Annotated in this window: 19 protein-coding genes and 2 riboswitches; of the genes, 6 read left to right on the top strand and 13 right to left on the bottom strand. The window is 68.6% G+C overall.

All coding sequences use genetic code 11. From position 1 onward, the window contains the following. Window positions 1–418: 418 nt before the first annotated feature. Together ACIGKL_RS14700 and cbiE are read right to left on the bottom strand one after the other, a co-directional pair. Window positions 419–1,147 carry a cobalt-precorrin-6A reductase gene (locus ACIGKL_RS14700; RefSeq protein ID WP_397487349.1) on the bottom strand — a complete coding sequence of 243 codons (729 nt, stop codon included), beginning with the start codon at window positions 1,145–1,147 and terminating at the stop codon, window positions 419–421. Further along, window positions 1,144–2,346 carry a precorrin-6y C5,15-methyltransferase (decarboxylating) subunit CbiE gene (gene cbiE / locus ACIGKL_RS14695; protein WP_397487348.1) on the bottom strand — a complete coding sequence of 401 codons (1,203 nt, stop codon included), beginning with the start codon at window positions 2,344–2,346 and terminating at the stop codon, window positions 1,144–1,146. Before cbiE ends, ACIGKL_RS14700 begins: the two co-directional genes overlap by 4 nt. Window positions 2,347–2,527: 181 nt before the next feature. After that, a riboswitch (cobalamin riboswitch) is annotated at window positions 2,528–2,711 on the top strand. Between the two features lie 96 nt (window positions 2,712–2,807). Between cbiE and cobG the strand changes: the two genes are divergently transcribed. The 4 genes from cobG (at window position 2,808) to cobJ (ending at window position 7,238) form a co-directional block, all read left to right on the top strand. Next, window positions 2,808–4,121 (top strand): precorrin-3B synthase, encoded by a 1,314-nt coding sequence (cobG, locus tag ACIGKL_RS14690; protein WP_397487347.1) that lies wholly within the window; start codon window positions 2,808–2,810, stop codon window positions 4,119–4,121. After that, a complete protein-coding gene (locus ACIGKL_RS14685; RefSeq protein WP_059391055.1) occupies window positions 4,114–4,740 on the top strand; it encodes a precorrin-8X methylmutase in 627 nt (208 codons plus the stop codon). The genes cobG and ACIGKL_RS14685 overlap by 8 nt, the downstream gene beginning before the upstream one ends. Continuing rightward, a complete protein-coding gene (locus tag ACIGKL_RS14680; protein ID WP_397487346.1) occupies window positions 4,740–5,480 on the top strand; it encodes a precorrin-2 C(20)-methyltransferase in 741 nt (246 codons plus the stop codon). The genes ACIGKL_RS14685 and ACIGKL_RS14680 overlap by 1 nt, the downstream gene beginning before the upstream one ends. Before the next feature lie 105 nt (window positions 5,481–5,585). Then, the gene (cobJ, locus tag ACIGKL_RS14675) at window positions 5,586–7,238 is read left to right on the top strand and encodes a precorrin-3B C(17)-methyltransferase (protein ID WP_397487345.1); all 1,653 of its coding nucleotides are present in this window, start codon (window positions 5,586–5,588) and stop codon (window positions 7,236–7,238) included. A gap of 43 nt (window positions 7,239–7,281) precedes the next feature. Here the strand turns inward: cobJ and cobF are convergent, their stop codons facing one another. The 5 genes from cobF to cobW form a co-directional block, all read right to left on the bottom strand. Then, window positions 7,282–8,049 carry a precorrin-6A synthase (deacetylating) gene (gene cobF / locus ACIGKL_RS14670; RefSeq protein ID WP_397487344.1) on the bottom strand — a complete coding sequence of 256 codons (768 nt, stop codon included), beginning with the start codon at window positions 8,047–8,049 and terminating at the stop codon, window positions 7,282–7,284. Window positions 8,050–8,217: 168 nt separating this feature from the next. Continuing rightward, window positions 8,218–8,961, bottom strand: coding sequence for a VWA domain-containing protein (locus ACIGKL_RS14665; RefSeq protein WP_397487473.1), 744 nt, complete (start codon window positions 8,959–8,961; stop codon window positions 8,218–8,220). Then, a complete protein-coding gene (locus ACIGKL_RS14660; protein ID WP_397487343.1) occupies window positions 8,943–9,944 on the bottom strand; it encodes an ATP-binding protein in 1,002 nt (333 codons plus the stop codon). The genes ACIGKL_RS14665 and ACIGKL_RS14660 overlap by 19 nt, the downstream gene beginning before the upstream one ends. Window positions 9,945–10,230: 286 nt before the next feature. Further along, a complete protein-coding gene (gene cobN / locus ACIGKL_RS14655) occupies window positions 10,231–13,977 on the bottom strand; it encodes a cobaltochelatase subunit CobN (RefSeq protein ID WP_397487342.1) in 3,747 nt (1,248 codons plus the stop codon). Window positions 13,978–14,052: 75 nt separating this feature from the next. Beyond that, a complete protein-coding gene (cobW, locus tag ACIGKL_RS14650) occupies window positions 14,053–15,102 on the bottom strand; it encodes a cobalamin biosynthesis protein CobW (RefSeq protein WP_397487341.1) in 1,050 nt (349 codons plus the stop codon). Between the two features lie 94 nt (window positions 15,103–15,196). Continuing rightward, a riboswitch (cobalamin riboswitch) is annotated at window positions 15,197–15,395 on the bottom strand. Between the two features lie 86 nt (window positions 15,396–15,481). Between cobW and ACIGKL_RS14645 the strand changes: the two genes are divergently transcribed. Further along, window positions 15,482–15,922 carry a cobalamin biosynthesis protein gene (locus ACIGKL_RS14645; protein WP_397487340.1) on the top strand — a complete coding sequence of 147 codons (441 nt, stop codon included), beginning with the start codon at window positions 15,482–15,484 and terminating at the stop codon, window positions 15,920–15,922. Next, the gene (gene cobM, locus ACIGKL_RS14640) at window positions 15,919–16,674 is read left to right on the top strand and encodes a precorrin-4 C(11)-methyltransferase (RefSeq protein ID WP_397487339.1); all 756 of its coding nucleotides are present in this window, start codon (window positions 15,919–15,921) and stop codon (window positions 16,672–16,674) included. The genes ACIGKL_RS14645 and cobM overlap by 4 nt, the downstream gene beginning before the upstream one ends. A gap of 222 nt (window positions 16,675–16,896) precedes the next feature. On the opposite strand, the gene ACIGKL_RS14635 is transcribed toward cobM, so the two are convergent. The 6 genes from ACIGKL_RS14635 to ACIGKL_RS14610 all read right to left on the bottom strand — a co-directional run bounded on the left by ACIGKL_RS14635 (window position 16,897) and on the right by ACIGKL_RS14610 (window position 22,403). Then, the gene (locus ACIGKL_RS14635) at window positions 16,897–17,127 is read right to left on the bottom strand and encodes a hypothetical protein (RefSeq protein WP_397487338.1); all 231 of its coding nucleotides are present in this window, start codon (window positions 17,125–17,127) and stop codon (window positions 16,897–16,899) included. Next, window positions 17,124–18,974: a glutamine--fructose-6-phosphate transaminase (isomerizing) gene (glmS, locus tag ACIGKL_RS14630; RefSeq protein WP_397487337.1), complete on the bottom strand. Its 1,851-nt coding sequence runs from the start codon at window positions 18,972–18,974 to the stop codon at window positions 17,124–17,126. Before glmS ends, ACIGKL_RS14635 begins: the two co-directional genes overlap by 4 nt. A gap of 10 nt (window positions 18,975–18,984) precedes the next feature. Next, window positions 18,985–19,755, bottom strand: coding sequence for a DeoR/GlpR family DNA-binding transcription regulator (locus ACIGKL_RS14625; RefSeq protein WP_397487336.1), 771 nt, complete (start codon window positions 19,753–19,755; stop codon window positions 18,985–18,987). Window positions 19,756–19,902: 147 nt separating this feature from the next. Beyond that, complete coding sequence (locus tag ACIGKL_RS14620; protein WP_397487335.1) at window positions 19,903–20,412, bottom strand: M23 family metallopeptidase; 510 nt, start codon at window positions 20,410–20,412, stop codon at window positions 19,903–19,905. 14 nt (window positions 20,413–20,426) lie between these two features. Then, on the bottom strand, window positions 20,427–21,788 hold the full coding sequence (gene glmU / locus ACIGKL_RS14615) for a bifunctional UDP-N-acetylglucosamine diphosphorylase/glucosamine-1-phosphate N-acetyltransferase GlmU (protein ID WP_397487334.1): 1,362 nt from the start codon (window positions 21,786–21,788) through the stop codon (window positions 20,427–20,429). Window positions 21,789–21,977: 189 nt separating this feature from the next. Next, complete coding sequence (locus ACIGKL_RS14610) at window positions 21,978–22,403, bottom strand: F0F1 ATP synthase subunit epsilon (protein WP_397487333.1); 426 nt, start codon at window positions 22,401–22,403, stop codon at window positions 21,978–21,980. Window positions 22,404–22,478 lie beyond the last annotated feature (75 nt).

The following is a 22,478-nucleotide window of genomic DNA, read 5'->3' as shown; positions in this document are numbered from 1 at the left end:
CCCAGGCAACGCCGGCAGCCTGTAGGTTGGGTTGAGGAGCCTGCGACGAAGCCCAACAGGGATTTTCGAGGGCTGGAGATCGCCGAGCGGAGCCCTGCGGGCTCCCTGTTGGGCTTCGCTACGCTCAGCGCCAACCTACCGCGCCAGCCCGGGCAACACCGGCAGCCTGTAGGTTGGGTTGAGGAGCCTGCGACGAAGGCCAACAAGGATTCTCGGGGCGCTGGAGATCGCCGAGCGGAGCCCTGCGGGCTCCCTGTTGGGCTTCGCTGCGCTCAGCGCCAACCTACCGCGCCAGCCCGGGCAACACCGGCAGCCTGTAGGTTGGGTTGAGGAGCCTGCGACGAAGCCCAACGGGGATTTTCGAGGGCTGGAGATCTCCGAGCGGAGCCTGCGGGCTCCCTGTTGGGCTTCGCTGCGCTCAGCGCCAACCTACCGCCAACGCGGCCCACAGGGCATCCGGCTCGGCAAACTCACGCGCCACCACCGGCAACTGCGGCCGGCGCAACAGCAGCACCGGCAGACCCAGTTCGCGCGCCACCTGCAGCTTGGGCTCGGTGGAAGCGCTGCCGCTGTTCTTGCTCACCAGCACGTCGCAGCAGATTCGGGCGAACAGCGCGCGTTCCTCGTCCAGCGAGAAAGGCCCGCGGGCGCCAATCACCTCGGCGCGCGGCGGCGCCGGCTCGGCCTGCAGGCAGCGCACCGTCCAGTGCTGGTGCGCGGGAATCTGGTGCAGATGGGCCAGCGGCTCGCGCCCGGAGGTGAACAACGGCCGCTGAAACGGCGCCAGCGCACGGGTCAATCCGTCCCAGTCGTCCACCTCGCGCCAGTCGTCATCCGCGCGCGGTTGCCAGCCAGGGCGACGCAATGCCCAGCAGGGCACGCCCGCCAGTTCTGCAGCGCGAGCGGCGTTATGGCTGATCTGCGCCGCATAGGGGTGGGTCAGATCCAGCAGCAGCTCGATGCTTTCGCGGTCGATAAAGGCGGCCAGGCCTTCGACGCCGCCAAAGCCGCCGACGCGCACGCGGCAGGCCAGGTCATCCGGCACCCGGCCGAGGCCGGCCAGGCTGTAGATGGTTTCCGGCCCGAGGCGACGGGCCAGGCGCAGCGCTTCGCTGGTGCCGCCGAGCAGCAGGAGTCGCGCACTCAAGGTTTGCGCACCGCCAGCAGGGTGATCGGCAGCGCCGCGCGCCAGGTATCGAAGCCGCCCAGCGGCTGCGCCTGGGCCACGGTGAGACGCAGCAGTTCGCCACCCTGCTGTTCGCGGAAGGCGACCAGCGCCGCCTCGCTCTGAATCGTTACCGCATTGGCCAGCAAGCGCCCGCCGGGCTTGAGCGCGGCCCAGCAGGCGTCCAGCACGCCGGGCACGGTGACGCCGCCGCCGATAAAGACCGAATCCGGCGCCGGCAATCCATCCAACGCCTCGGGCGCATGCCCGGCGACCAGCTGCAGGGCAGGTACGCCGAGGGCATCGCGGTTGTGGCGGATATGCGCCTGGCGCCCCTCGTTGGCCTCGATGGCGATGGCGCGGCAGGCCGGGTGTGCGCGCATCCACTCGATGCCGATGGAGCCACAACCGGCGCCGACATCCCACAGCAGCTCGCCGGGCAGCGGCGCCAGGCGCGCCAGGGTCACTGCGCGCACGTCGCGCTTGGTCAGTTGGCCGTCGTGGCGGTAGGCGTCGTCAGGCAGACCACAGGTCGGTGGCAGCAGGCGTGCTCCGGCGTCGGCCAGGCACTCCACGGCCAGCAGGTTGAGGTCGGCGCCGCGCGGCAGGCTCCAGCTTTCAGCCAGGCCATCGAGGCGGCGTTCATCCGGCCCGCCCAGGTGCTCCAGCAGGCACAGGCGACTGGCACCGAAGCCCCGCTCACGCAGCGCTACGGCGACCTGCGCGGGCGTATCGCCAGCGGCGCTCAATACCAGCAGGCGCACGCCGGGAAACAACCGCGAATTGAGGGTGGCCAGCGGCCGGCCGACCAGCGACAGCACCTCCACCTCCTGCAACGGCCAGCCCAGGCGCGCCGCCGCCAGCGACACCGAGGACGGCGCCGGCAATACCCGCAGCTCGTCGGCCGCCAGCTGGCGCGCCAGGCTGGCGCCGACGCCATAGAACATCGGGTCGCCGCTGGCCAGCACGCACAGCGCCTCGCCACGCCGGGCCAGCAGCGGTTCGAGGTCGAAGGGACTCGGCCAGGTCTCGCGCGCGGCGCCAATGCACGGCGGCAGCAAGGCCAGCTGGCGCGGCGCGCCGACGATGCGCGCGGCCGCCAGCAGGGCACGACGCGCGGCCTTGCCCAGGCCGGGGTAGCCGTCTTCGCCGATACCGACCAGAGTCAACCAGGGTTTCATCCAATGTCCTCGCACAGGCCCGACGGAGCGCCTGTCCGCGCTCCGGGCAAAGCGGGCATAATAGCGCCTTCGTCGGTGCCCCATGAGTCGATACGACTCAGTAAAGGGCCTAAGGAAACTCTGAAATAGTCGTCATTCCCGCGCAGGCGGGAAGCCAGAATCTCAGTAGTACCTGGGCTCCCGCCTTCGCGGGAGTGACGGTAAATGGCCATTTCAGAAATTCCCCAAGAGGGAACACGGTTCACCGTGGCTGCCCCCGCAACTGTAAACAGCGAGTCCAATGCAATCGGCCACTGGGTAACCGGGAAGGCGCGGCGGACGAAGACCTGTCAGCCAGGAGACCTGCCGACGAACGCTGGTCGCGAGTGCCAACATCGGGCGGGGTGTACCGATGCCATGGAATCCCCCGTGGGCGGATTTCGCTGGTTCGGTCGCCGCGTCGTTAGCCACAGGTGACCCCTTTGCCCGCGCCCGTTCGCCCTTCCGCCTGCCCCGGCCTGCTGCGCATCGTCCCCGCGCTGGACGGCGGCATCTGCCGCATCAAGCTGCCCGGCGGCGTGCTGCGCAGCGTTCAGGCGCGGGCGATTGCCGAGGCGGCCAGGCACTGCGCCAACGGCGTGCTGGAGCTGACCAACCGCAGCAACCTGCAGATCCGCGGCGTGCTGCCCGGCCAGGAAGGCACGTTGATCGACGCCCTGCTCGGCGCCGGCCTCGGCCCGCGCGTGGCCGCCGCCGACGATGTGCGCAACCTGCTGCTCAGCCCCGCCGCCGGCCTCGACCCGCAGGCGCGCATGGACCTGCGCCCGCTGGCCGGCCAGCTGCTCGACCTGCTGCAGGACAGCCCGGCGCTGCAGACGCTGTCGGCCAAGTTCGCCCTGCAGCTGGACGGCGGCGAGGCCCTGGCCATGCGCGAACACCCCCACGACCTGTGGCTGGCCGCCGAGGACGAGCGCCACCTGCTGCTGGGCCTGGCCGGCTGCCCCAATGACGCGCCGCTGGCGCGCATCGAGGCGCCCCAGGCGCTCGAGCTGGTGCGCCAGCTGCTGCTGCTGTTTCTCGAACTGGCCACGCCCGAGCAGTCGCGTATGCGCCAGCTGCTCGGCCATATCTCGCCGGATGAACTGCTACGGCGCCTGCAGGCGCGCCTGAATTTCCCCCTGCAGCCGCCACCGGCCAATTGGCAGCCTGCCGCCACCGTCGAGCGCACGCCGGCAGGGATTTATCCACAGGCGCAGAATGGCCTGTGCATGGTCGCCGCCGGCGCCCGCCTCGGCCGCCTGCACGCCGAACAGCTGCTGGCGCTGGCCGAGCTGAGCGAACGCCATGGCGACGGCGAACTGCGCCTGACGCCCTGGCAGGGCCTGCTGCTGGGCAACGTCCCCGAGGCCAGCGCCGGTGAGCTGCTGTCCGCGCTAGGCGACCTGGGCCTGCTGGTCCGCGCCGACGAGCCGCTGCTCGGCCTGGTCGCCTGCACCGGTTCGGCCGCCTGCGCCCGCGGCCTGTCCGACAGCAAGCGCCATGCCCTGCACCTGGCCGAGCTGCTGCGCGCAAGCCACGCACGCCCGCAGGTGCACCTCAGCGCCTGCCCGCGCAGCTGCGCCAGCGCCAGGGTGCAGCCCTACACATTGCTGGCCAGCACGCCCGAGCACTACCAGCTTTACCAACGCACGCCCGAAACGCCCGGTTTCGGCCGCCTGCTGGCACCCGCCATGACCATCGACCAGGTTGGCGCCTGGTTCGCCCGCCAACACCCCGCAGGAACCCCCGATGCTTGATTACATCCGCGACGGCCAGGAAATCTACCGCCGCTCCTTCGCCACCATCCGCGCCGAAGCCAACCTCGATGGCATCCCCGCCGACCTGGAAAAACTCGCCGTGCGGGTGATCCATGCCTGCGGCATGGTCGACGTGGTGGAGGATCTGCGCTTCTCCCCCGGTGCCGGCGCGGCCGGTCGTGCGGCGCTGCTGGCTGGCGCGCCGATTCTCTGCGATGCGCGCATGGTCGCCGAAGGCATCACCCGCCCGCGCCTGCCGGCGAACAACCAGGTGATCTGCACCCTGCACGACGCCGGCGTGCCGGAGCTGGCCCGTGAAGTCGGCAACACCCGCTCGGCGGTGGCCCTGGAGCACTGGCGCGAACACCTGGAAGGCAGCGTGGTGGTGATCGGCAACGCGCCGACCGCGCTGTTCTACCTGCTGGAGATGCTCGACGCCGGTGCGCCGAAGCCGGCGCTGATCATCGGCATGCCGGTGGGCTTTATCGGCGCGGCGGAATCCAAGGATGCCCTGGCGGCAGACAGCCGCGGCGTGCCCTACGTGATAGTGCGGGGCCGCCGTGGCGGCAGCGCCATGGCGGTAGCGGCGGTCAACGCCCTGGCCTCGGAGGTGGAGTGATGGCTGGCCGTCTGCTTGGCCTCGGTGTCGGCCCCGGCGACCCCGAGCTGCTTACCCTCAAGGCCCTGCGCCTGCTGAAAAGCGCACCCGTGGTGGCCTACTTCGTGGCCAAGGCCAAGCACAACGCCGGCCATGGCGGGAATGCCTTCGGCATCATAGAAGAGCATCTGGACGCCGCCCAGCAGCGCCTGCCGCTGGTCTACCCGGTGACCACCGAGAAGCTGGCCCCGCCGCTGTCCTACGAGGATGTGATCGCCGATTTCTACGACACCTGCGCCGAGCAGATCGCTCGCCTGCTGGACGCAGGCCAGGACGTGGCGGTGATCTGCGAGGGCGACCCGTTCTTCTACGGTTCCTACATGTACCTGCACGACCGCCTGGCCGACCGCTACGAGGTGGAAGTGGTGCCCGGCGTGTGCTCCATGCTCGGCTGCGCCTCGGTGCTCGGCACCCCGCTGGTGTACCGCAACCAAAGCTTGAGCGTGCTGTCCGGCGTACTGCCGGAAGACGAGCTGGAACAGCGCCTGCGCGACGCCGAAGCGGCGGTGGTGATGAAGCTCGGACGCAACTTCGACAAGGTGCGCCGGGTGCTGCGCAAGCTCGGCCTGGATGACCGCGCCCATTACGTCGAACGGGCGACCATGGCCAGCCAGAAGATCGTGCCTTTGGACGAGGTGGAGCCGATGGATTCGCCGTACTTCTCCATGATTCTGCTGCCCGGGCAAAAGTGGAGAGGCTAACCCGGACATGTGGGAGGGGCTTTAGCCGCGACAGTCGCCGCTAAAGCGCCTCCCACGGATCGCGCCCCATTCCCCGGATGGCATTCGGGCTACAGGATTTACCGCATGAACATCGTCATCCTCGGCGCCAGCGCGCTGGCCACTGCACAACGCCTCCAGGCGCTTTATCCACAGGCCGTGATCCATGGCCTGCGCGGGCGTGCCGATAACGCCGAGCGCCACTACGACGACTTCGGTGACACACTGCGCGCCCTGTACCGCGACGGTCAGCCGCTGGTGGTGCTGTGCGCCGCCGGTATCGTGATCCGCAGCCTGGCCGCGCTGCTGGCGGAAAAGGGCGCCGAGCCGCCGGTGCTGGCCCTGGCCGAGGATGGCAGCGCGGTGGTGCCGCTGCTCGGCGGCCTGGCTGGGGTCAATCGCCTGGCCCGCGAGATCGCCGCGCACCTGGGCGTGGCGGCGGCCATCACCACCAGCGGCGAGCTGCGCTTCGGCACCTGCCTGCTGGAGCCACCGGCCGGCTACGCGCTGGCCGACCTGCAGCAGGGCAAGCGTTTCGTCAGCGATCTGCTCGGCGGTGAAAGCGTACGCATCGAGGGCCAGGCGCCCTGGCTGGAAGCCGCGCAGCTGCCTGTGGATAACGCCGCCAGCCGGGTCATCCACATCACTGCACAGGCGCGCCCGGCGCAGCCCGACGAACTGCTGATCCACCCGCGCTGCGCCGCTGCGCTGATCGAACGCCCCGGCGCCGACCTGCCGGCGCGCCTGGAACAGGCGCTGGCCGCCGCCAACCTGGCGCCGCAAGCGCTGGCCGTGCTGCTGGCGGACAAAGGCTGGATGGCCAATGCCGAGCTGCACGCGGCAGCGCAGGCACTGAACCTGCCACTGCGCTTTATCCACAGCGACTCCCAGCTACCTACCGAATGCCACCGGGGCGATGGCCTACGTCTGCTGCTGGGCGAACAGCCGCTGGAGATCGAGCGCCTTGGCCAGCGCCGTGGGCGTCTTAGCGTGGTCGGCCTCGGCCCCGGTGCAGCCGAGCATATGACCCCCGCCGTGCGCCGCGCCCTGGACCAGGCCGAAGACCTGCTCGGCTACGACACCTACGTGAAGATGGCCGGCCCGCTGCGCGCCGATCAATGCGTGCACCCCAGCGACAACCGCGAGGAACTACAGCGCGCCGCCCACGCCTTCGAGCTGGCCGCCAGCGGCCGCCGGGTGGCGATGATCTCCTCGGGCGACCCCGGCGTGTTCGCCATGGCCGCCGCGGTGATGGAGGCGCTGGAAAGCCCGCAAAACGAGGCCTGGCACGGCGTCGAGCTGGAGGTGCTGCCGGGCGTCTCCGCCGCCCTGGCCACCGCGGCCAAGGCCGGCGCGCCGCTGGGTCACGACTTCTGCCTGATCTCGCTGTCCGACAACCTCAAGCCCTGGGCGGTGATCGAGAAGCGCCTGCAACATGCCGCCGCCGCCGACCTGGCCATGGCCTTCTACAACCCGATCTCCAAGGCCCGCCCCTGGCAGCTCGGCCGCGCCCTGGAGCTGCTGCGCCAGCACCGCGCGCCCGAAACCCTGGTGGTGCTGGGCCGCGATATCGGTCGCCCCGCCGAAGCCCTGCGCAACCTCACCCTCGGCGAGCTGACGCCGGAAATGGTCGATATGCGCACCCTGGTGATTGTCGGCTCCAGCCAGACCCGCCGCTTCCCCCGTGCCGATGGCGGCGAGTGGCTGTATACGCCGCGCAGTTATCCACAGGACCGATAAGGAGCAGGCTGGGCAACGCTTTGCTCGTCCACCACCGCCAAGCTCACCCCGCCGCCTGACCCGCCTTCCTCAGCAGATAGCTATCCATAATCCAGCCATTGCGTTCGCGCGCCGCGGCGCGGGTGCTGGCGATACGCTCGGCCAGCTCGTCCAGCGGGCCGGCGATCAGGATCTCGTCGGCGGTGCCGACATAGGCGCCCCAGTATATGGAGAGGCCCTGGCCGACGAAACGGCGGTAGCTGTCCTTGGCGTCGAGCATCACTGCCACGCTGTCCACGCCCTGCGGCCAGCCTTCGGCGAGCAGGCGGCCGGTGGTGATTTCCACGGCGCGGCCGATGCTGTTGAGCGGGATGCGGTGGCGCGCGGTCAGCGCCTGCAGGCTGGTGATACCGGGGATCACCTCGTAGACGAAATCGCTGCGCCGCGTCGCGATGGCCTCAATGATGCGGATGCTGCTGTCGTACAGCGACGGATCGCCCCAGACCATAAAGGCGGCTGTCTCCCCGTCGGCCATCTGTTCGTCGATCAGTTGCTCGAACACCGCCTGCTTGTCGCGGTTGAGCTCGTCGACGCTGGCGCGGTAGTCGGCGGCGTCACGCTCGCGCTGCGGCTGCAGGCCTTCGGCGAAACGCGGCGCGTGGCCATCGAGAAAGCGCGCGCAGATCTCCCGGCGCAGGGCGTTGAGCTTGTGCTTGGCCGGGCCCTTGTCCATCAGGAAGATCACGTCTGCCCGGCGCAGCGCCTTGATCGCCTGGAAGGTGATGTAGTCCGGGTCGCCGGCGCCTATGCCGACCAGCAGCAGGGTTTTCATGGGGTTCTCCAGGCGGCTAACGGCCCGTAGGAGCCGGCTTGCCGGCGATTGATCGGTGTGCGCAAGGATCGCCCGCAAGCGGGCTCCTACGCGGATCAAGGCCGTCGCCAGGCTGGCGGCCACGACCGAGTAAAGTCGGCGTGCGCTCGCCGTTGTTCAGCAATTCTTTCATCGGCATCTCCAGACAGCTAACGATCCGTAGGAGCCGGCTTGCCGGCGATCATCGCCCGCAAGCCGGCTCAGGTCGTCGATATGCTGGTAATCGGCGCCGAGTTGGCGCGCCAGTTCGCGACCACGGCCGAGGCGGATGGGCGCGCGCTCGGTGTCGAGCAACAGCGTCGGGCATGACAAGGGCACCAGCGGCGGCCAGTCGCGCAAGCGGCCGTCGGTGAGGATCAGCAGGCGCTGGCGTTCGCCCGGTTTCGCGCGCTGGCGACGCAGCAGCCAGCTACCCGCCTGATTCAGCGCATCCAGCAGCGGCGTGCCGCCCCCCGCGCCCAGATCCTGCAGCCAGCGGTGCAGCTCGGCGCCGGCCTTGCGCCCCTGCCACAGCCATTGCGCTTCACGTCCGCCAGCCTGCAGCACGGCCAGGCGCGCACGCTGGCGATAGGCGCTGTCGAACACTTCGGCGAGCACGCCCTTGGCCAGACTCAGGGCGCCGTGGCGGCGGGTGGAGGCGGAGGCATCCACCAGCACCAGCCAGAGTTCTTCCGCCTGCTGGCTGCGCGGACGCAGCACGAGCTGTTCGCGGCGTTGCGGCCGGCCTTGGCGCAGGGTCGCCGCCCAGTCGATACGTCCGGCCGCGCCGCTGCGGGCGGCACCACGCAGGCCGCCGCCGAGTCGTCCGGGCCGGTTGCGGGCATCCGCGCCTGTGGCTGTGTGCGGGCGGATGCTCAGGGCTTTTTTGCCCAGCGCGGCGGCACCCGTCGCTCGCCCATGGCCTGCGGCTGCGCCGGCAGCTCGCCCCACTGACCTTCGCCCTGGCTGTGCTCCTGCGCCTGCTGCGGCACCTGGCCCTGCTCCGGCGGCGTGACCGCCGGCGGTTGTGGCTGGCGACGGCGATGGCGCAGGACGAAATCCTCCACCGCATCGATATCCACAGGCTCGATAGCCGCCCCGCCACGCCAGGCGGCATGGGCACGGGCGGCACGCAGCCAGACCAGGTCGGCGCGCAGGCCATCGACGCCAGCGGCGAAGCAGCGCTGACTGATCTCACCCAGGGCGGCGTCATCCAACGGGATATCGGCCAGGCGCTGGCGGGCATTGCGGCAGCGTTCGGCCAGGGCGTTCTGCTCATCCTGCCAGCGTTGCAGGAAGGCTTCGGGGTCGGCATCGAAGGCCAGGCGCCGACGCACGATCTCGGCACGCTCGGCCGGCTGCGGCTGGCCATCGAGGGCCAGGTTGAGGCCGAAGCGGTCGAGCAGTTGCGGGCGCAACTCGCCCTCCTCGACGTTCATGGTGCCGATCAGCACGAAGCGCGCGGCATGCCGATGCGAGATGCCGTCGCGCTCGACGTGGTTGACGCCGCTGGCGGCGGCATCGAGTAGCAGGTCAATCAGGTGATCGGGCAGCAGGTTGACCTCGTCGACATAGAGCACGCCGCCATCGGCACGCGCCAGCAGCCCAGGGGAAAACTGCGCGCGGCCTTCGCCCAGCGCGGCGTCCAGGTCCAGGGTGCCGACGATGCGCTCCTCGCTGGCGCCCAGCGGCAGGGTGACGAAGCGCCCACCGTCGAGCAGGTCAGCCAGGCCACGGGCCAGGGTGGACTTGGCCATGCCGCGCGGCCCCTCGATCAGCACGCCGCCTACGCCTAAGTCGATGGCCGCCAGGCACAGCGCCAGCTTCAGCGAGTCGGCGCCGACCACGGCGACGAGGGGGAAGTGATGTTCGGTCATGGCAGTGATCCGGGGAGTTGAACGGGCGCGCACAGCACTTGTGGGAGGGGCTTTAGCCGCGAGCTTGTCGCCGCTAAAGCGCCTCCCACAATCGGCGCCTCAAGACCGTAGGGTGGGTTAGCGGCGCGGAGCGCCGGCCTTGTATCTGTAGAAAAACGTGGCGCGCCGCGTAACCCACCAGGCGATGTTGCGTGTGGCGCCGATGGTGGATTACGCCGCACCCACTTCAGCGAGTTGGCCGGCAACTTCAACAGGCGGCTAACCCAGCCTAGGGGAATGCGTCGCGTCATGACTCCTCGCTATCGAGCAGCAGGTTTTCCAGCGCTTCGCGGTAATCGCCGGGATTCTCCCACAGGCCGCGCTGCTGGGCTTCCAGCAGGCGTTCGAGGATATCGTTGAGCGCACCGGGGTTGTGCTGCTGGATAAAGTCACGGGTGTCCCTGTCCAGCAGATAGGCATCGGTCAGCAGCCCGTACTGGTGGTCATCGACCAGTTCGCTGGTGGCGTCGAAGGCGAACAGGTAGTCGATGGTCGCGGCCAGCTCGAAGGCGCCCTTGTAGCCATGGCGCTTCATGCCCGCGATCCACTTGGGATTGGCCGCGCGGGCGCGCACCACGCGACCCAGTTCTTCCTTCAAGCTGCGAATGCGCGGCGTATCCGGCTGGCTGTTGTCGCCCAAGTAGCTGGCCACCTTGAGCCCGCGCAGGGTCTCCACCGCCGCCAGCATGCCGCCCTGGAACTGGTAGTAGTCGTTGGAATCGAGGATGTCGTGCTCGCGGTTGTCCTGGTTGTGCAGCACCGCCTGCATCTGCTCCAGGCGCTCGACGAAGCGCTGGCGCGCCGGCGCACCCTCGGCGCCGCTGCCGTAGGCGTAGCCGCCCCAGTTGAGGTAGACCTCGGCCAGATCGGCGCGGCTGTGCCACAGGCGCTCCTCGATGGCGTTCTGCAGCCCGGCGCCATAGGCCCCCGGCTTGGCGCCGAACACCCGCCAGCCGGCCTGGCGGCGCGCTTCGGCTTCCTCCAGGCCGCCGTCCTTGAGCGCCAGCGACTCGCGCCAGACCCGCGCCGACAGCGGGTTCATGTCTTCCGGTTCGTCCAACTCGATCACCGCCTGCACGGCCTCGTCGAACAGGCGGATCAGGTTGCTGAAGGCATCGCGGAAAAAGCCCGACACGCGCAGGGTGACGTCCACCCGGGGCCGGCCAAGCTGCTCCAGCGGCAGCACCTCGAAGCGCTCGACGCGCTGGCTGCCCGGCTGCCACACCGGGCGCACGCCGAGCAGCGCCAGGGCCTGGGCAATATCGTCGCCGCCGGTGCGCATGGTCGCCGTGCCCCACACCGACAGGCCGAGCTGGCGCAGGTGGTCGCCCTCGTCCTGCAGATGGCGCTCCAGCAGGCGATCCGCCGCCTGCACACCCAGGCGCCAGGCGGTTGGCGTGGGCAGGTGGCGCACGTCGAGGGTGAAGAAGTTGCGCCCGGTGGGCAGTACATCCAGCCGCCCGCGACTGGGCGCGCCGCTTGGCCCGGCGGGGACGAAACGCCCTTGCAACGCCGCCAGCAGGCCGCTCATCTCGGCGTCGCCGCAGGCATCCAGCAGCGGCGCAACGTGCTCGGCCAGCCCATCGAGGATCAGCGCCACCTCGGCGCCGAAATCGCCAATACGTTCGCCGGCCAGGCGCCGCTCGATCAGCCGCAGCGCCAGCAGCTCCAGACGCTCGCGGGTATCGCCGACGCTGCGCCACAGGCTGTTATCCACAGCCTGCAACGCCTGTGGACGCAGCCCCGCCCAGGCCTGGCCCATATCGCAGTCCAGCGGATCGAGGCCCAATTCCAGACCACGGGCCAGCGCGCGCAGCAGGCTGGCATTGGCGCCCTGACCGTCGCCACGGGGAATGCGCAGCAGCGCCAGCAGGGTGTCGCGGCGCAGTTGCCCGGCCGGCGACTCGCCAAACACATGCAGGCCATCGCGAATCTGCGATTCCTTGAGGTCGCACAGGTAGGCGTCGAGCTGCGGCAGCCAGCTGTCGGCATCGTCGTTGAGTTGCAGGCCAAGCTCGCGGTCGAGGCTGGCTTCGCGCACCTTGGCCAGGATCTCGCCGCGCAGCTCCACGGCGCGGCGCAGGTCGAGCTGGCTGGCCTCGAAATACTCGTCGGCCAGGCGCTCCAGGTCGCGCAGCGGGCCGTAGCTCTCGGCGCGGGTCAGCGGCGGCATCAGGTGGTCGATGATCACCGCCTGGGTACGGCGCTTGGCCTGCGCGCCCTCGCCCGGGTCGTTGACGATAAAGGGATAGATATTCGGCAGCGGGCCGAGCAGCGCCTGCGGCCAACAGCCCGCGGAGAGGCCGACGCTCTTGCCCGGCAGCCATTCCAGGTTGCCGTGCTTGCCGACGTGGATCAGCGCATCGGCAGCGAAGGCCGTGCGCAGCCAGGCGTAGAAGACGATATAGCCGTGCGGCGGAACCAGATCGGGGTCGTGGTACACCGCTGCCGGGTCGAGCTGATAACCACGCGCCGGCTGGATACCAACGAAGGTCAGGCCGAAGCGCAGGCCGGCGACCATCATCCGCCCGCTGCGGAACATGGGATCGTCCTGCGGCTCGCCCCAGCGCTCGCGCACCGCCTGCTGATTCTGCTCAGGCAGACTGTGGAAAAACGTCAGGTAGTCGTCCAGCGCCAGGCTCTGCGCACAGGGCCGTGTGTCGAGGCCGTCGAGATCGTTGGTAATGCCGCCAAGCAGGCAGTGGACAAGTGCGGTACCGCTGTCCGGCAGGTTATCCACCGGGTAACCCTGGGCCTGCAGGGCGCGAAGGATATTCAGCGCGGCAGCCGGCGTATCCAGACCGACGCCGTTGCCGATGCGGCCATCGCGAGTCGGGTAGTTGGCCAGGATCAGGCCTATTCGCTTCTGATCGTTGCTTTTAAGCGCCAACTGGCACCATTTCCGCGCCAGTTCCGCGACATAAGCCATCCCCGGCTCATGCGCCTGGTAGCACGCCACATCGCTCTGACTACGCTCGCTGCGCCAGGCCAGGCCCTTGAAGCTGATGGCGGTGCCGATCAGCCGGCCATCCAGCTCGGGCAGCACCACGTGCATGGCCAGGTCACGCGAGCCCAGGCCCTGGGCGCTGGCCTGCCACTGCGCCTGGTTGTCCAGCGCGCAGATGGCCTGCAGCACCGGGATATCGCGGCGGAACACCCGCGCCTGCGGCGCCTCGGGGTTGGATAAAGCGAAGCCGGTGGTATTGATGATCAGCGCGGCGTCGGCGTCATCCAGCCAGGCCTGCACCTGCTCTAGGCAGGCCGACTCCTTGAGGCTGGCCACGGCAATGGGTAGCGGGTTAAGGCCCTGGGCCTGCAGATGCTGGCAAAAGGTATCGACGAAGGCGGTGTTGGCCGATTGCACATGGTTGCGATAGAACAGCAGCGCCACCACGGGGGCACCGACCTGCCATTGCGCCCGCCAGTCGCCCAGGGAGGCCGGGCTGCACTGCGGGTGATAGAGGCCCACGCGCGGCAGCGCTTGCGGCTCCTGCCAATTGTCGTCACGCCCCAGCCAGCGGCTGCCGATACAGCGAAACAGCTGGCGCGCGTTGTCCAGCCCGCCCTGACGCAGGTACTGCCAGAGGCGCTGGCTGTCTTCTTCATCGACGTTGCCGAGGGCGCTCAGTTCCGGGTCGGGCGCATCGTCGCCCGGCACCATGATCACCCTGGCGCCGCGCGCGCCCAGCTCCACCAGGCGTTCAACGCCGTAGCGCCAGTAGCTCACGCCGCCATGCACCGAGATCAGGATGACCTTGGCATGCTGCAGCACCTGCTCGACGTAATGGTCCACCGAGGCGTGGTTGCTCAGCTGTGCCGGGCTGGCCAGGCGCAGGCTGGGGTAGTCCTCCGGCAGTTGCCGGGCGGCTTCGGCCAACAGGGAGAGGTGCGAATCGCCGGTGCAGAGGATCACCAACTCGGCCGGGGTCTGGCCGAGGTCGGCGATGCTGTCGGCCGGCAGTTGGGCGCCGGGCTGGGTGCGCAGTAGGTGCATGTTGGTTCTGTGGGAGGGGCTTTAGCCGTGACTATCCGCGAACCGAATCGCGGCTAAAGCCCCTCCCACCATCACTCAGGCCAGCGCCGCCTTCAGCTCGGCCTCGATGGCCGCGCGGTCGAGCTGCTGGCCGATCAGCACCAGGCGGCTCAGGCGCGGCTCGTCGGCCTGCCAGGCGCGGTCGAAGTGGCGATCGAAGCGCTGGCCCACACCCTGCACCAGCAGGCGCATCGGCTTGCCAGGGATGGCCGCGAAGCCCTTCACGCGCAGGATGCCGTGTTTGCCCACCGCGTCCTTCAGTGCGGTCAGCAGGCGCGCCTCCTCGGCCTGCGGTAGTTCCACGTGGAACGCGTCAAATTCCTCGTGATCGTGGTCCTCGTCCTCATCGTCATGATGGGTACGGCGGCTGTCGATATGCAGCTCGGTTTCGCTGTTCAGGCCCAGCAGCACGTCCAGCGGCAGCTCGCCGCCGTGCGCCTCGATCACCTTGACCGCCGGCGGCAGCTCCTCGGCCACCTCGGCGCGCACCGCGGCCAGCGCCTCGGCGTCGAGCAGGTCGGCCTTGTTGAGAATCACCAGGTCGGCGCTGGCCAGCTGGTCGGCGAACAGCTCGTGCAGCGGCGATTCGTGGTCGAGGTTGGCGTCGAGCTGGCGCTGCGCGTCCACCTGATCGGGGAAGGCGGCGAAGGTGCCGGCGAGCACCGCCGGGCTGTCGACCACGGTGATCACCGCATCGACCGTGCAGGCGTTGCGGATTTCCGGCCAGTTGAAGGCCTGCACCAGCGGCTTGGGCAGGGCCAGGCCGCTGGTCTCGATGAGGATATGGTCGAGGTCGCCACGCCGCGCCACCAGCTCGCGCATCACCGGGAAGAACTCCTCCTGCACGGTGCAGCACAGGCAGCCGTTGGCCAGTTCAAAGACGCGGCCCATGGCCTCTTCCTCGCTGCAGCCGATGGCGCACTGCTTGAGGATCTCGCCGTCGATGCCCAACTCGCCGAACTCGTTGACGATCACCGCGATACGGCGGCCTTCGGCGTGGGCCAGCAGATGGCGCAGCAAGGTGGTTTTGCCGGCACCGAGAAAACCGGTGACGATGGTGACAGGCAGTTTGGCGAGGGTTTTCATGAAGGGCCCCGTGGCGTCGGTAAGTTCGACGGACGGGTACGCGCAGGCGGGCACGCAGGGGCGTGCTGGCCGCGTCGGATCACCCCGTCCGAGCAAATGGCTGGTCAATCGAGGCAGGTCTCCTGGCTCACGGTCTGCACGCTTGTGCATCCTTCACCTTCCCGCTGTTGAGCAGTGGTGTATCGAAGGAATTTCGACCGTTTACAGTTGCGGGGGCAGCCAGGGCATCGACCCTGTTCCCTCTTAGCTTCCCGGCGGCAATGCCGGGCAGAACCTCGAACGCGAGAAGGCTACGCAGGCCGCGGCGCTCGGTCAATCGCGGTTGACCGGTGGGGAGCGTCATGTTGAGCTACGCCGCCACTCCGCCCGAACAGCGCTTATGTTGCCTCCCCCTTCCGAACCCCGCTCAGCTTCGTCGCTCCAGGTCGTCGCCGGACTGGGTTGCCGCCGTGGCTGCAGCCTGGACGAGCTGCTAGCCCTGCTTATCCACAGCCTGAGCCAGCATAAGCTGACGGTGGATAACCTGGCCGGATTGGCCAGCATCGCCCACAAGCGCGAGGAGACGGCACTGCAGGCACTGGCCGAGCAGCTGAAGCTGAGGCTGCAGTTCTTCAGCAGCAAAGAACTCGCGCCTCAGCAGTCGGCCACCGGCGGCAGCGCCCTGGTGCAGTCCGTCACCGGCAGCCCCGCGGTGGCCGAGCCCTGTGCCCTGAGCCTGGCCGCCCGCCTGGGCGCCACGCCTCGTCTGCTCGGCGAGAAGAACCGCACGGCCAACGCCACCTGTGCGCTGGCCACTTTCGACAGAGAACCCGCAGCATGACCGTCTACTTTATCGGCGCCGGCCCCGGCGACCCGGAGCTGATCACCGTCAAGGGCCAGCGCCTGATCCGTTCGTGCGCGGTGATCCTGTACGCCGGCTCGCTGGTACCGGAAGCGGTTATTGCGGGCAATAGCGCCGAACGAGTGGTCAACACCGCCGAATTGCACCTGAGCGAGATTATCGAGCTGCTGCGCCAGGCGCACGAACGCGGCCAGGACGTGGCCCGCGTGCACTCCGGCGACCCCTCGCTGTACGGCGCCATCGGCGAGCAGATTCGCGAGCTGCGTGCCCTCGGCATTCCCTTCGAGATCGTCCCCGGCGTCACCGCCACCGCCGCTTGCGCCGCCTTGCTGGAAAGCGAGCTGACCCTGCCGGGCGTCGCCCAGACCCTGATCCTCACCCGCTACGGCAGCACCTCGCCGATGCCCGAGGGCGAGCAGTTGCACGACCTGGCGCGGCACCGCGCGACCCTGGCCATCCATCTCGGCGTGCGTCAGCTGCCGGCCATAGTGGCCGACCTGCTGCCGCACTACGGCGCCGACTGCCCCATCGCGGTGATCCACAGAGCAAGCTGGCCGGATCAGGACTGGGTGCAGGGCACCCTGGCCGATATCGAGGCCAAGGTCGCCGCCAAGGACTTTCGCCGCACCGCGCTGATCCTGGTCGGCCGCGTGCTCGCTCCCGGCGCCTTCGCCGAATCGGCGCTGTATGACGCTGGGCATCGCCACCTCTACCGTCCCGGCAGAGACTGAGCCACTGGCGAGAAAGCGTACAAGCCGCTGGATGCCTTGATATACCTAGCCTACAAGCGCTTATCAACAGGATAGAAGGCGAGTTATCCAAGCGCTCTGTGGATAGTGGCAAAGCGCCGATCAATTCTTGTGCAAGTGGCTGGAAGGCCCTGTCTATCGGGGCCTTGGCCAGGTATCAAAAGGATCTCCACAAGACGATCCACGCCAACTGTGAGCAACTGCTCAGAGCTGTACCTCCACCCGCTTGATACCCAGGCCGCGCAGTTCGAGTATCAGGGCATCCAGGCTGGCGAAGGACTCCACCTGCTCGGCGGCGTCGACCAGGAAGAAACTGCGTCCGCCTTCCTTCCTGAACAACAGGATCCACTCGCGGGGGTTGGCCGGGTTGGCGATGACCTGGGTGTCGAACACCGCGCCATCGGCCAACCTTTGCCTGACGTCGTCGCGCGTCACTCGACCGTCACGCTCTTGGCCAGGTTGCGCGGCTGGTCGACGTCGGTGCCCTTGAGCACGGCGACGTAGTAGGACAGCAGCTGCAGCGGCACGGTGTAGAGGATCGGCGCGAGCAGGTCGTGGATATGCGGCATGGCCACCACGTGGGTGCCCTCGCCGTTGCGCATGCCGGCCTGCTGGTCGGCGAAGACGATCAGCTCGCCGCCGCGGGCGCGCACTTCCTGCAGGTTGGACTTGAGCTTTTCCAGCAGCTCGTTGTTCGGCGCCACGGTGACCACCGGCATGTCGGCGTCGACCAGGGCCAGCGGCCCGTGCTTGAGCTCGCCGGCCGGGTAGGCCTCGGCGTGGATATAGGAGATTTCCTTGAGCTTGAGCGCCCCTTCCATGGCCACCGGGTACTGCGCGCCGCGGCCGAGGAACAGGCTGTGGTGCTTCTCGGCGAATAGCTCGGAGATCTTCTCGACTGTCTTGTCCATGGCCAGCGCCTCGCCCAGACGGGTCGGCAGGCGGCGCAGCTCTTCCACCAATTCGGCGGTCAGCGCCTTGTCCAGGTTGCCGTGCACCTGGCCGAGGGCCAGGGTCAGCAGCATCAGGCCAACCAGCTGGGTGGTGAAGGCCTTGGTCGAGGCCACGCCGATTTCCGGGCCGGCCTGGGTCAGCAGGCACAGGTCGGATTCGCGCACCAGCGAGCTGGTGCCGACGTTGCAGATCACCAGGCTGGCCAGGTAGCCGCCCTGCCCCGGTGCCTTCTCCTTGGCGTTGCGCAGCGCCGCCAGGGTGTCAGCGGTCTCGCCGGACTGCGACACGCTGACGAACAGGGTATCCGGCTGCACCACCACCTTGCGGTAGCGGAATTCGCTGGCCACTTCGACCTGGCAGGGAATCCCGGCCAGCTCTTCCAGCCAGTAACGGGCGACCATGCCGGCGTGGTAGCTGGTGCCGCAGGCGACGATCTGTACGTTCCTGACCTTGGCGAACAGCTCGGCGGCCTGCGGGCCGAAGGCCTGTACCAGCACCTGATCGCTGCCCAGGCGGCCTTCCAGCGTGCGCTGCACCACCTTGGGCTGCTCGTGGATTTCCTTGAGCATAAAGTGGCGATACTCGCCCTTGTCGGCGGCCTCGGCGCCTTCGTGGTACTGCACCGCCTCGCGCTGCACCGGCTGGCCGGCGGCGTCCCACAGCTGCACGCTGTCGCGGCGAATCTCGGCGACGTCGCCCTCTTCCAGGTAGATAAAGCGGTCGGTGACCTGACGCAGCGCCAACTGGTCGGAGGCGAGGAAGTTCTCGCCGAGCCCCAGGCCGATCACCAGCGGGCTGCCGCTGCGGGCGGCGAGCAGACGATCCGGCTGCTTGGCGCTGATCACGGCCAGGCCGTAGGCGCCGTGCAGCTCGGGGATGGCGGCCTTGAGCGCGGCGGTGAGGTCGCCGAGCTGCTGCAGCTTGTGCTCGAGCAGGTGGACGATGGTTTCGGTGTCGGTATCGGAGCTGAACAGGTAGCCCAGGCCCTTGAGGCGCTCGCGCAGCTCCTCGTGGTTTTCGATGATGCCGTTGTGCACCACCGCCAGCTCGTCACCGGAGAAGTGCGGGTGGGCGTTGCGCTCGCTCGGCGCGCCATGGGTGGCCCAGCGGGTGTGGGCGATGCCCAGACGCCCGGCCAGCGGCTCGGCCTGCAGCGCGGCCTGCAGTTCGCTGACCTTGCCCACCCGGCGGCGGCGATCCAGTGCGCCCTGCTCGGTCAGCAGCGCCACCCCGGCGCTGTCATAGCCGCGGTATTCCAGGCGCTTGAGGCCTTCCACCAGAACAGGGGTGATATTGCGCTCCGCGATGGCGCCGACGATTCCACACATGCTTGTCTCCTCAAGTTTCCAGCGGCGCGAGGATCAGCTGGATACCTCGCGCGATAAGTTGTTCCCGGGCCTCATCGTCGAGGCGCGAATCGGTGATCAGGGTATGCACGCTGCCCCAGGGCAGCTCGAGATTGGGGATACGCCGGCCGATCTTGTCGCTCTCGACCATGACGATGACCTCGCGGGCCACCTCGGCCATCACCCGCGACAGACCGAGCAGCTCGTTGAAGGTGGTGGTGCCGCGCTCCAGGTCGATGCCGTCGGCGCCGATAAACAGCTGGTCGAAGTCGTAGGAACGCAGCACCTGCTCGGCCACCTGGCCCTGGAAGGATTCCGAGTGCGGGTCCCAGGTGCCGCCGGTCATCAGCAGCACCGGCTCGTGCTCCAGTTCGCGCAGGGCGTTGGCCACGTTCAGCGAGTTGGTCATCACCACCAGGCCGGGCCGGTGGCCGAGCTGGGGGATCATCGCCGCGGTGGTGGTGCCGCTGTCGATGATGATCCGCGCGTGCTCGCGGATGCGCGCCACGCCGGCACGGGCGATGGCCTGCTTGTGCGGGGAAAGCGGTTGCGTCGGCTCGCCGATCAGTTCCTGCGGTAGCGGCACGGCACCGCCGTAGCGGCGCAGCAGCAGGCCATTCTTCTCCAGCGCGGCGAGGTCCTTGCGGATGGTCACTTCCGAGGTGGCGAAGTGCTGCGCCAGGGCGTCCACCGACACCTCGCCCTGCTCGGCGAGCAAGGCGAGGATGGTATGGCGACGTTGCGGCGTATTGCGCTTCGACATACTTAAGTTTCGATCCGAAAGATAATGGCGCGAATCAAAACCTAACGAAGCTTTCCAGTCAAGCGCCAATCGACGTAGGGCGGCCAAGTCGCAGGCTTGTCCGCCAAGGGGCGCCAAACCAGACGGCGCCCTGCCCGGCCCGCTCGCTCAACGGGTCGGCAGGATCGCGTTGGGGTCGAGGTAGAACATCTTCTTCCAGCCCTGGGTCGAGCCGTCCGCGCGCCAGGGCAACGGCAGCAGGCTGACGACCGAGTAGTGCAGATGCGCCGGTTTGCCGCGGGCGTTGCCGCTGTCGCCGACCGCGCCCAGCACGCTGCCGGCCAGCAGCGGCTGGCCCGGGTAGACCTCGATGCGGTGCAGGTGGGCGTAATAGTGCAGGCGCCACTTCGGCCCCAGGGCGACGACCACCTTGCCGCCCTGCTCGATCTCGCCGCGAAACAGCACCAGGCCGTAGCTGCTGGAGCGCACCGGCGTGCCGCGCCTGGCGAAGATGTCGATGCCCTTGTGCACACCGGAGCGGCCCCAGGGTTCGAACCAGAAGGTCTGCGGGTTCCAGTCGCGGGCGCTGGCGCCGTCCACCGGAATCCGCGGCCATTCCGGCAGCAAGGCCCAGAGCAGCAGCAGCCCGGGCACTATCCAGCGTTTGCGTAGTGGCATCCTTGCCGGCTCCTTCAACTCTTCTTGGTCGGCCGCTTCCAGCCTTCGATATTGCGCTGCTTGGCGCGGCCGACGGCCAGGCTGTCGGCCGGCACGTCGCTGGTGATCACCGAACCGGCGCCGGTGGTCGCGCGGTCGCCCAGATTGACCGGCGCTACCAGGGCGCTGTTGGAACCGATAAACACGTCCTCGCCCATCACCGTGCGGAACTTGTTGGCGCCGTCGTAGTTGCAGGTGATGGTGCCGGCGCCGATATTGCTGCGCGCGCCGATCTCGGCGTCGCCCAGGTAGCTCAGGTGGCCGGCCTTGGCGCCTTCGCCAAGCACGGCGTTCTTCAGCTCGACGAAGTTGCCGACATGGGCCTTAGCGCCCAGCTTGGCGCCGGGACGCAGGCGGGCGAACGGGCCGCAGTCGGCGCCCTCGCCCAGCTCGGCGCCTTCCAGGTGGCTGTTGGCCTTGACGATGGCGCCCTTGCGCAGCACCGAGTCCCTGATCACGCAGTTCGGGCCAATCTGTACCTCGTCTTCGATCAGCACCTTGCCTTCGAGAATCACGTTGACGTCGATCAGCACGTCGCGGCCCACCGTCACCTCGCCACGCAGGTCGAAACGCGCCGGGTCGCGCAGGGTCACGCCCTGGGCCATCAGGCGGCGCGCGGCGCGCTGCTGGTAGTGGCGCTCCAGCTCGGCGAGCTGGATGCGGTCGTTGGCGCCCTGCACTTCCATGGCGTCCTGCGGCTGCTCGGTGGCCACCAGCAGGCCGTCGGCCACGGCCATGGCGATCACGTCGGTGAGGTAGTACTCGCCCTGCGCGTTGCTGTTGGACAGGCGGCCGAGCCAGTCGCCCAGACGCTTGCCGGGCACCGCGAGGATGCCGGTGTTGCCCTCGCAGATCTGCCGCTGCTCGGGGGTGGCGTCCTTGTGCTCGACGATGGCCTGCACCACGCCTGCCGCGTCGCGGACGATACGGCCGTAGCCGGTGGGATCGACCAGGTCGACGGTGAGCAGCGCCAGTTGCTCGTCGCCGACCTTGGCCAGCAGGCGCTGCAGGGTCTCGGCTTCGATCAGCGGCACGTCGCCGTAGAGGATCAGCACGCGCTCGGCACTCAACGCCGGCAGCGCCTGGGCCACGGCGTGGCCGGTGCCGAGCTGCTCGGCCTGCAGGACGAAATTGAGGTCGTCGGCGGCCAGGCGCTCGCGTACCCGCTCGGCGCCATGGCCGATCACCATGTGGATGCCTTGCGGCTGCAGTTGGCGAGCGGTGGCGATGACGTGGCCGAGCATGGACTGGCCGGCGACCGGATGCAGGACCTTGGGCAGGGCGGAGCGCATGCGCGTGCCCTGACCGGCGGCGAGGATAACGATATCGAGCGACATAAGAGCGGATCCTGAACGACCCGGGAACCGGCCCGGGGTTAAACGGCTACGAGGTAGGGTGCGCCATGCGCACCAGCGGGCTTCGTACTGTTGGTTGGTGCGCACGGCGCACCCTACACAAAATCTGTGGACAAAGAAAAAGGGTAGCCAAGGCTACCCTTTCTCCCAACGCGGTTGAAGCCGCCGGCGTCAGCCGCCGAACTTCTTGCGCAGCTGCTGGACGGTACGCAGCTGGGCCGCGACCTCGGCCAGGTGAGAAGCGGCGGAACCGTAGTCGAATTCCGCGCCCTGCTGGTGCAGGGCCTTCTCGGCGGCCTTGAGGGCCTCCTGGGCGGCGGCTTCGTCGATGTCGGCAGCACGCTGCACGGTGTCGGCGAGAACCTTGACCATGTTCGGCTGCACTTCGAGGAAGCCACCGGAGATGTAGAACACCTCGACCTCGCCGCCCTGCTTGATCAGGCGGATCGGACCCGGCTTCAGATCGGTGATCAGCGGCGCGTGGCCCGGGGCGATACCCAGATCACCCAGGTTGCCGTGCGCAATCACCATCTCGACCAGGCCGGAGAAGATCTCCGCTTCCGCGCTGACGATATCGCAATGGACTGTCATAGCCATACGCTTGCCTCACGTGACAGGTTGTGGACAAGTTTATCCACAACCTGATGCGCCCGTCGCCGGGCGCATGGGGTG

It is taken from the genome of Pseudomonas sp. NPDC077186 (assembly GCF_044543505.1).
GTDB lineage: Bacteria > Pseudomonadota > Gammaproteobacteria > Pseudomonadales > Pseudomonadaceae > Aquipseudomonas.
Note: the sequence above shows the minus strand (reverse complement) of the source record. Positions and strands in the feature narration are given on the sequence as shown.

What these genes read in the sequence shown, in the direction of transcription:
- glmS (WP_397487337.1), bottom strand. Translation starts at nt 18,974, where the DNA reads ATGTGTGGAATCGTCGGCGCCATCGCGGAGCGCAATATCACCCCTGTT.
- cobM (WP_397487339.1), top strand. Translation starts at nt 15,919, where the DNA reads ATGACCGTCTACTTTATCGGCGCCGGCCCCGGCGACCCGGAGCTGATC.
- cbiE (WP_397487348.1), bottom strand. Translation starts at nt 2,346, where the DNA reads ATGAAACCCTGGTTGACTCTGGTCGGTATCGGCGAAGACGGCTACCCC.
- cobN (WP_397487342.1), bottom strand. Translation starts at nt 13,977, where the DNA reads ATGCACCTACTGCGCACCCAGCCCGGCGCCCAACTGCCGGCCGACAGC.
- cobF (WP_397487344.1), bottom strand. Translation starts at nt 8,049, where the DNA reads ATGAAAACCCTGCTGCTGGTCGGCATAGGCGCCGGCGACCCGGACTAC.
- ACIGKL_RS14685 (WP_059391055.1), top strand. Translation starts at nt 4,114, where the DNA reads ATGCTTGATTACATCCGCGACGGCCAGGAAATCTACCGCCGCTCCTTC.
- ACIGKL_RS14680 (WP_397487346.1), top strand. Translation starts at nt 4,740, where the DNA reads ATGGCTGGCCGTCTGCTTGGCCTCGGTGTCGGCCCCGGCGACCCCGAG.
- cobJ (WP_397487345.1), top strand. Translation starts at nt 5,586, where the DNA reads ATGAACATCGTCATCCTCGGCGCCAGCGCGCTGGCCACTGCACAACGC.
- ACIGKL_RS14645 (WP_397487340.1), top strand. Translation starts at nt 15,482, where the DNA reads ATGTTGCCTCCCCCTTCCGAACCCCGCTCAGCTTCGTCGCTCCAGGTC.
- ACIGKL_RS14625 (WP_397487336.1), bottom strand. Translation starts at nt 19,755, where the DNA reads ATGTCGAAGCGCAATACGCCGCAACGTCGCCATACCATCCTCGCCTTG.
- ACIGKL_RS14620 (WP_397487335.1), bottom strand. Translation starts at nt 20,412, where the DNA reads ATGCCACTACGCAAACGCTGGATAGTGCCCGGGCTGCTGCTGCTCTGG.
- glmU (WP_397487334.1), bottom strand. Translation starts at nt 21,788, where the DNA reads ATGTCGCTCGATATCGTTATCCTCGCCGCCGGTCAGGGCACGCGCATG.
- cobW (WP_397487341.1), bottom strand. Translation starts at nt 15,102, where the DNA reads ATGAAAACCCTCGCCAAACTGCCTGTCACCATCGTCACCGGTTTTCTC.
- ACIGKL_RS14610 (WP_397487333.1), bottom strand. Translation starts at nt 22,403, where the DNA reads ATGGCTATGACAGTCCATTGCGATATCGTCAGCGCGGAAGCGGAGATC.
- ACIGKL_RS14660 (WP_397487343.1), bottom strand. Translation starts at nt 9,944, where the DNA reads ATGACCGAACATCACTTCCCCCTCGTCGCCGTGGTCGGCGCCGACTCG.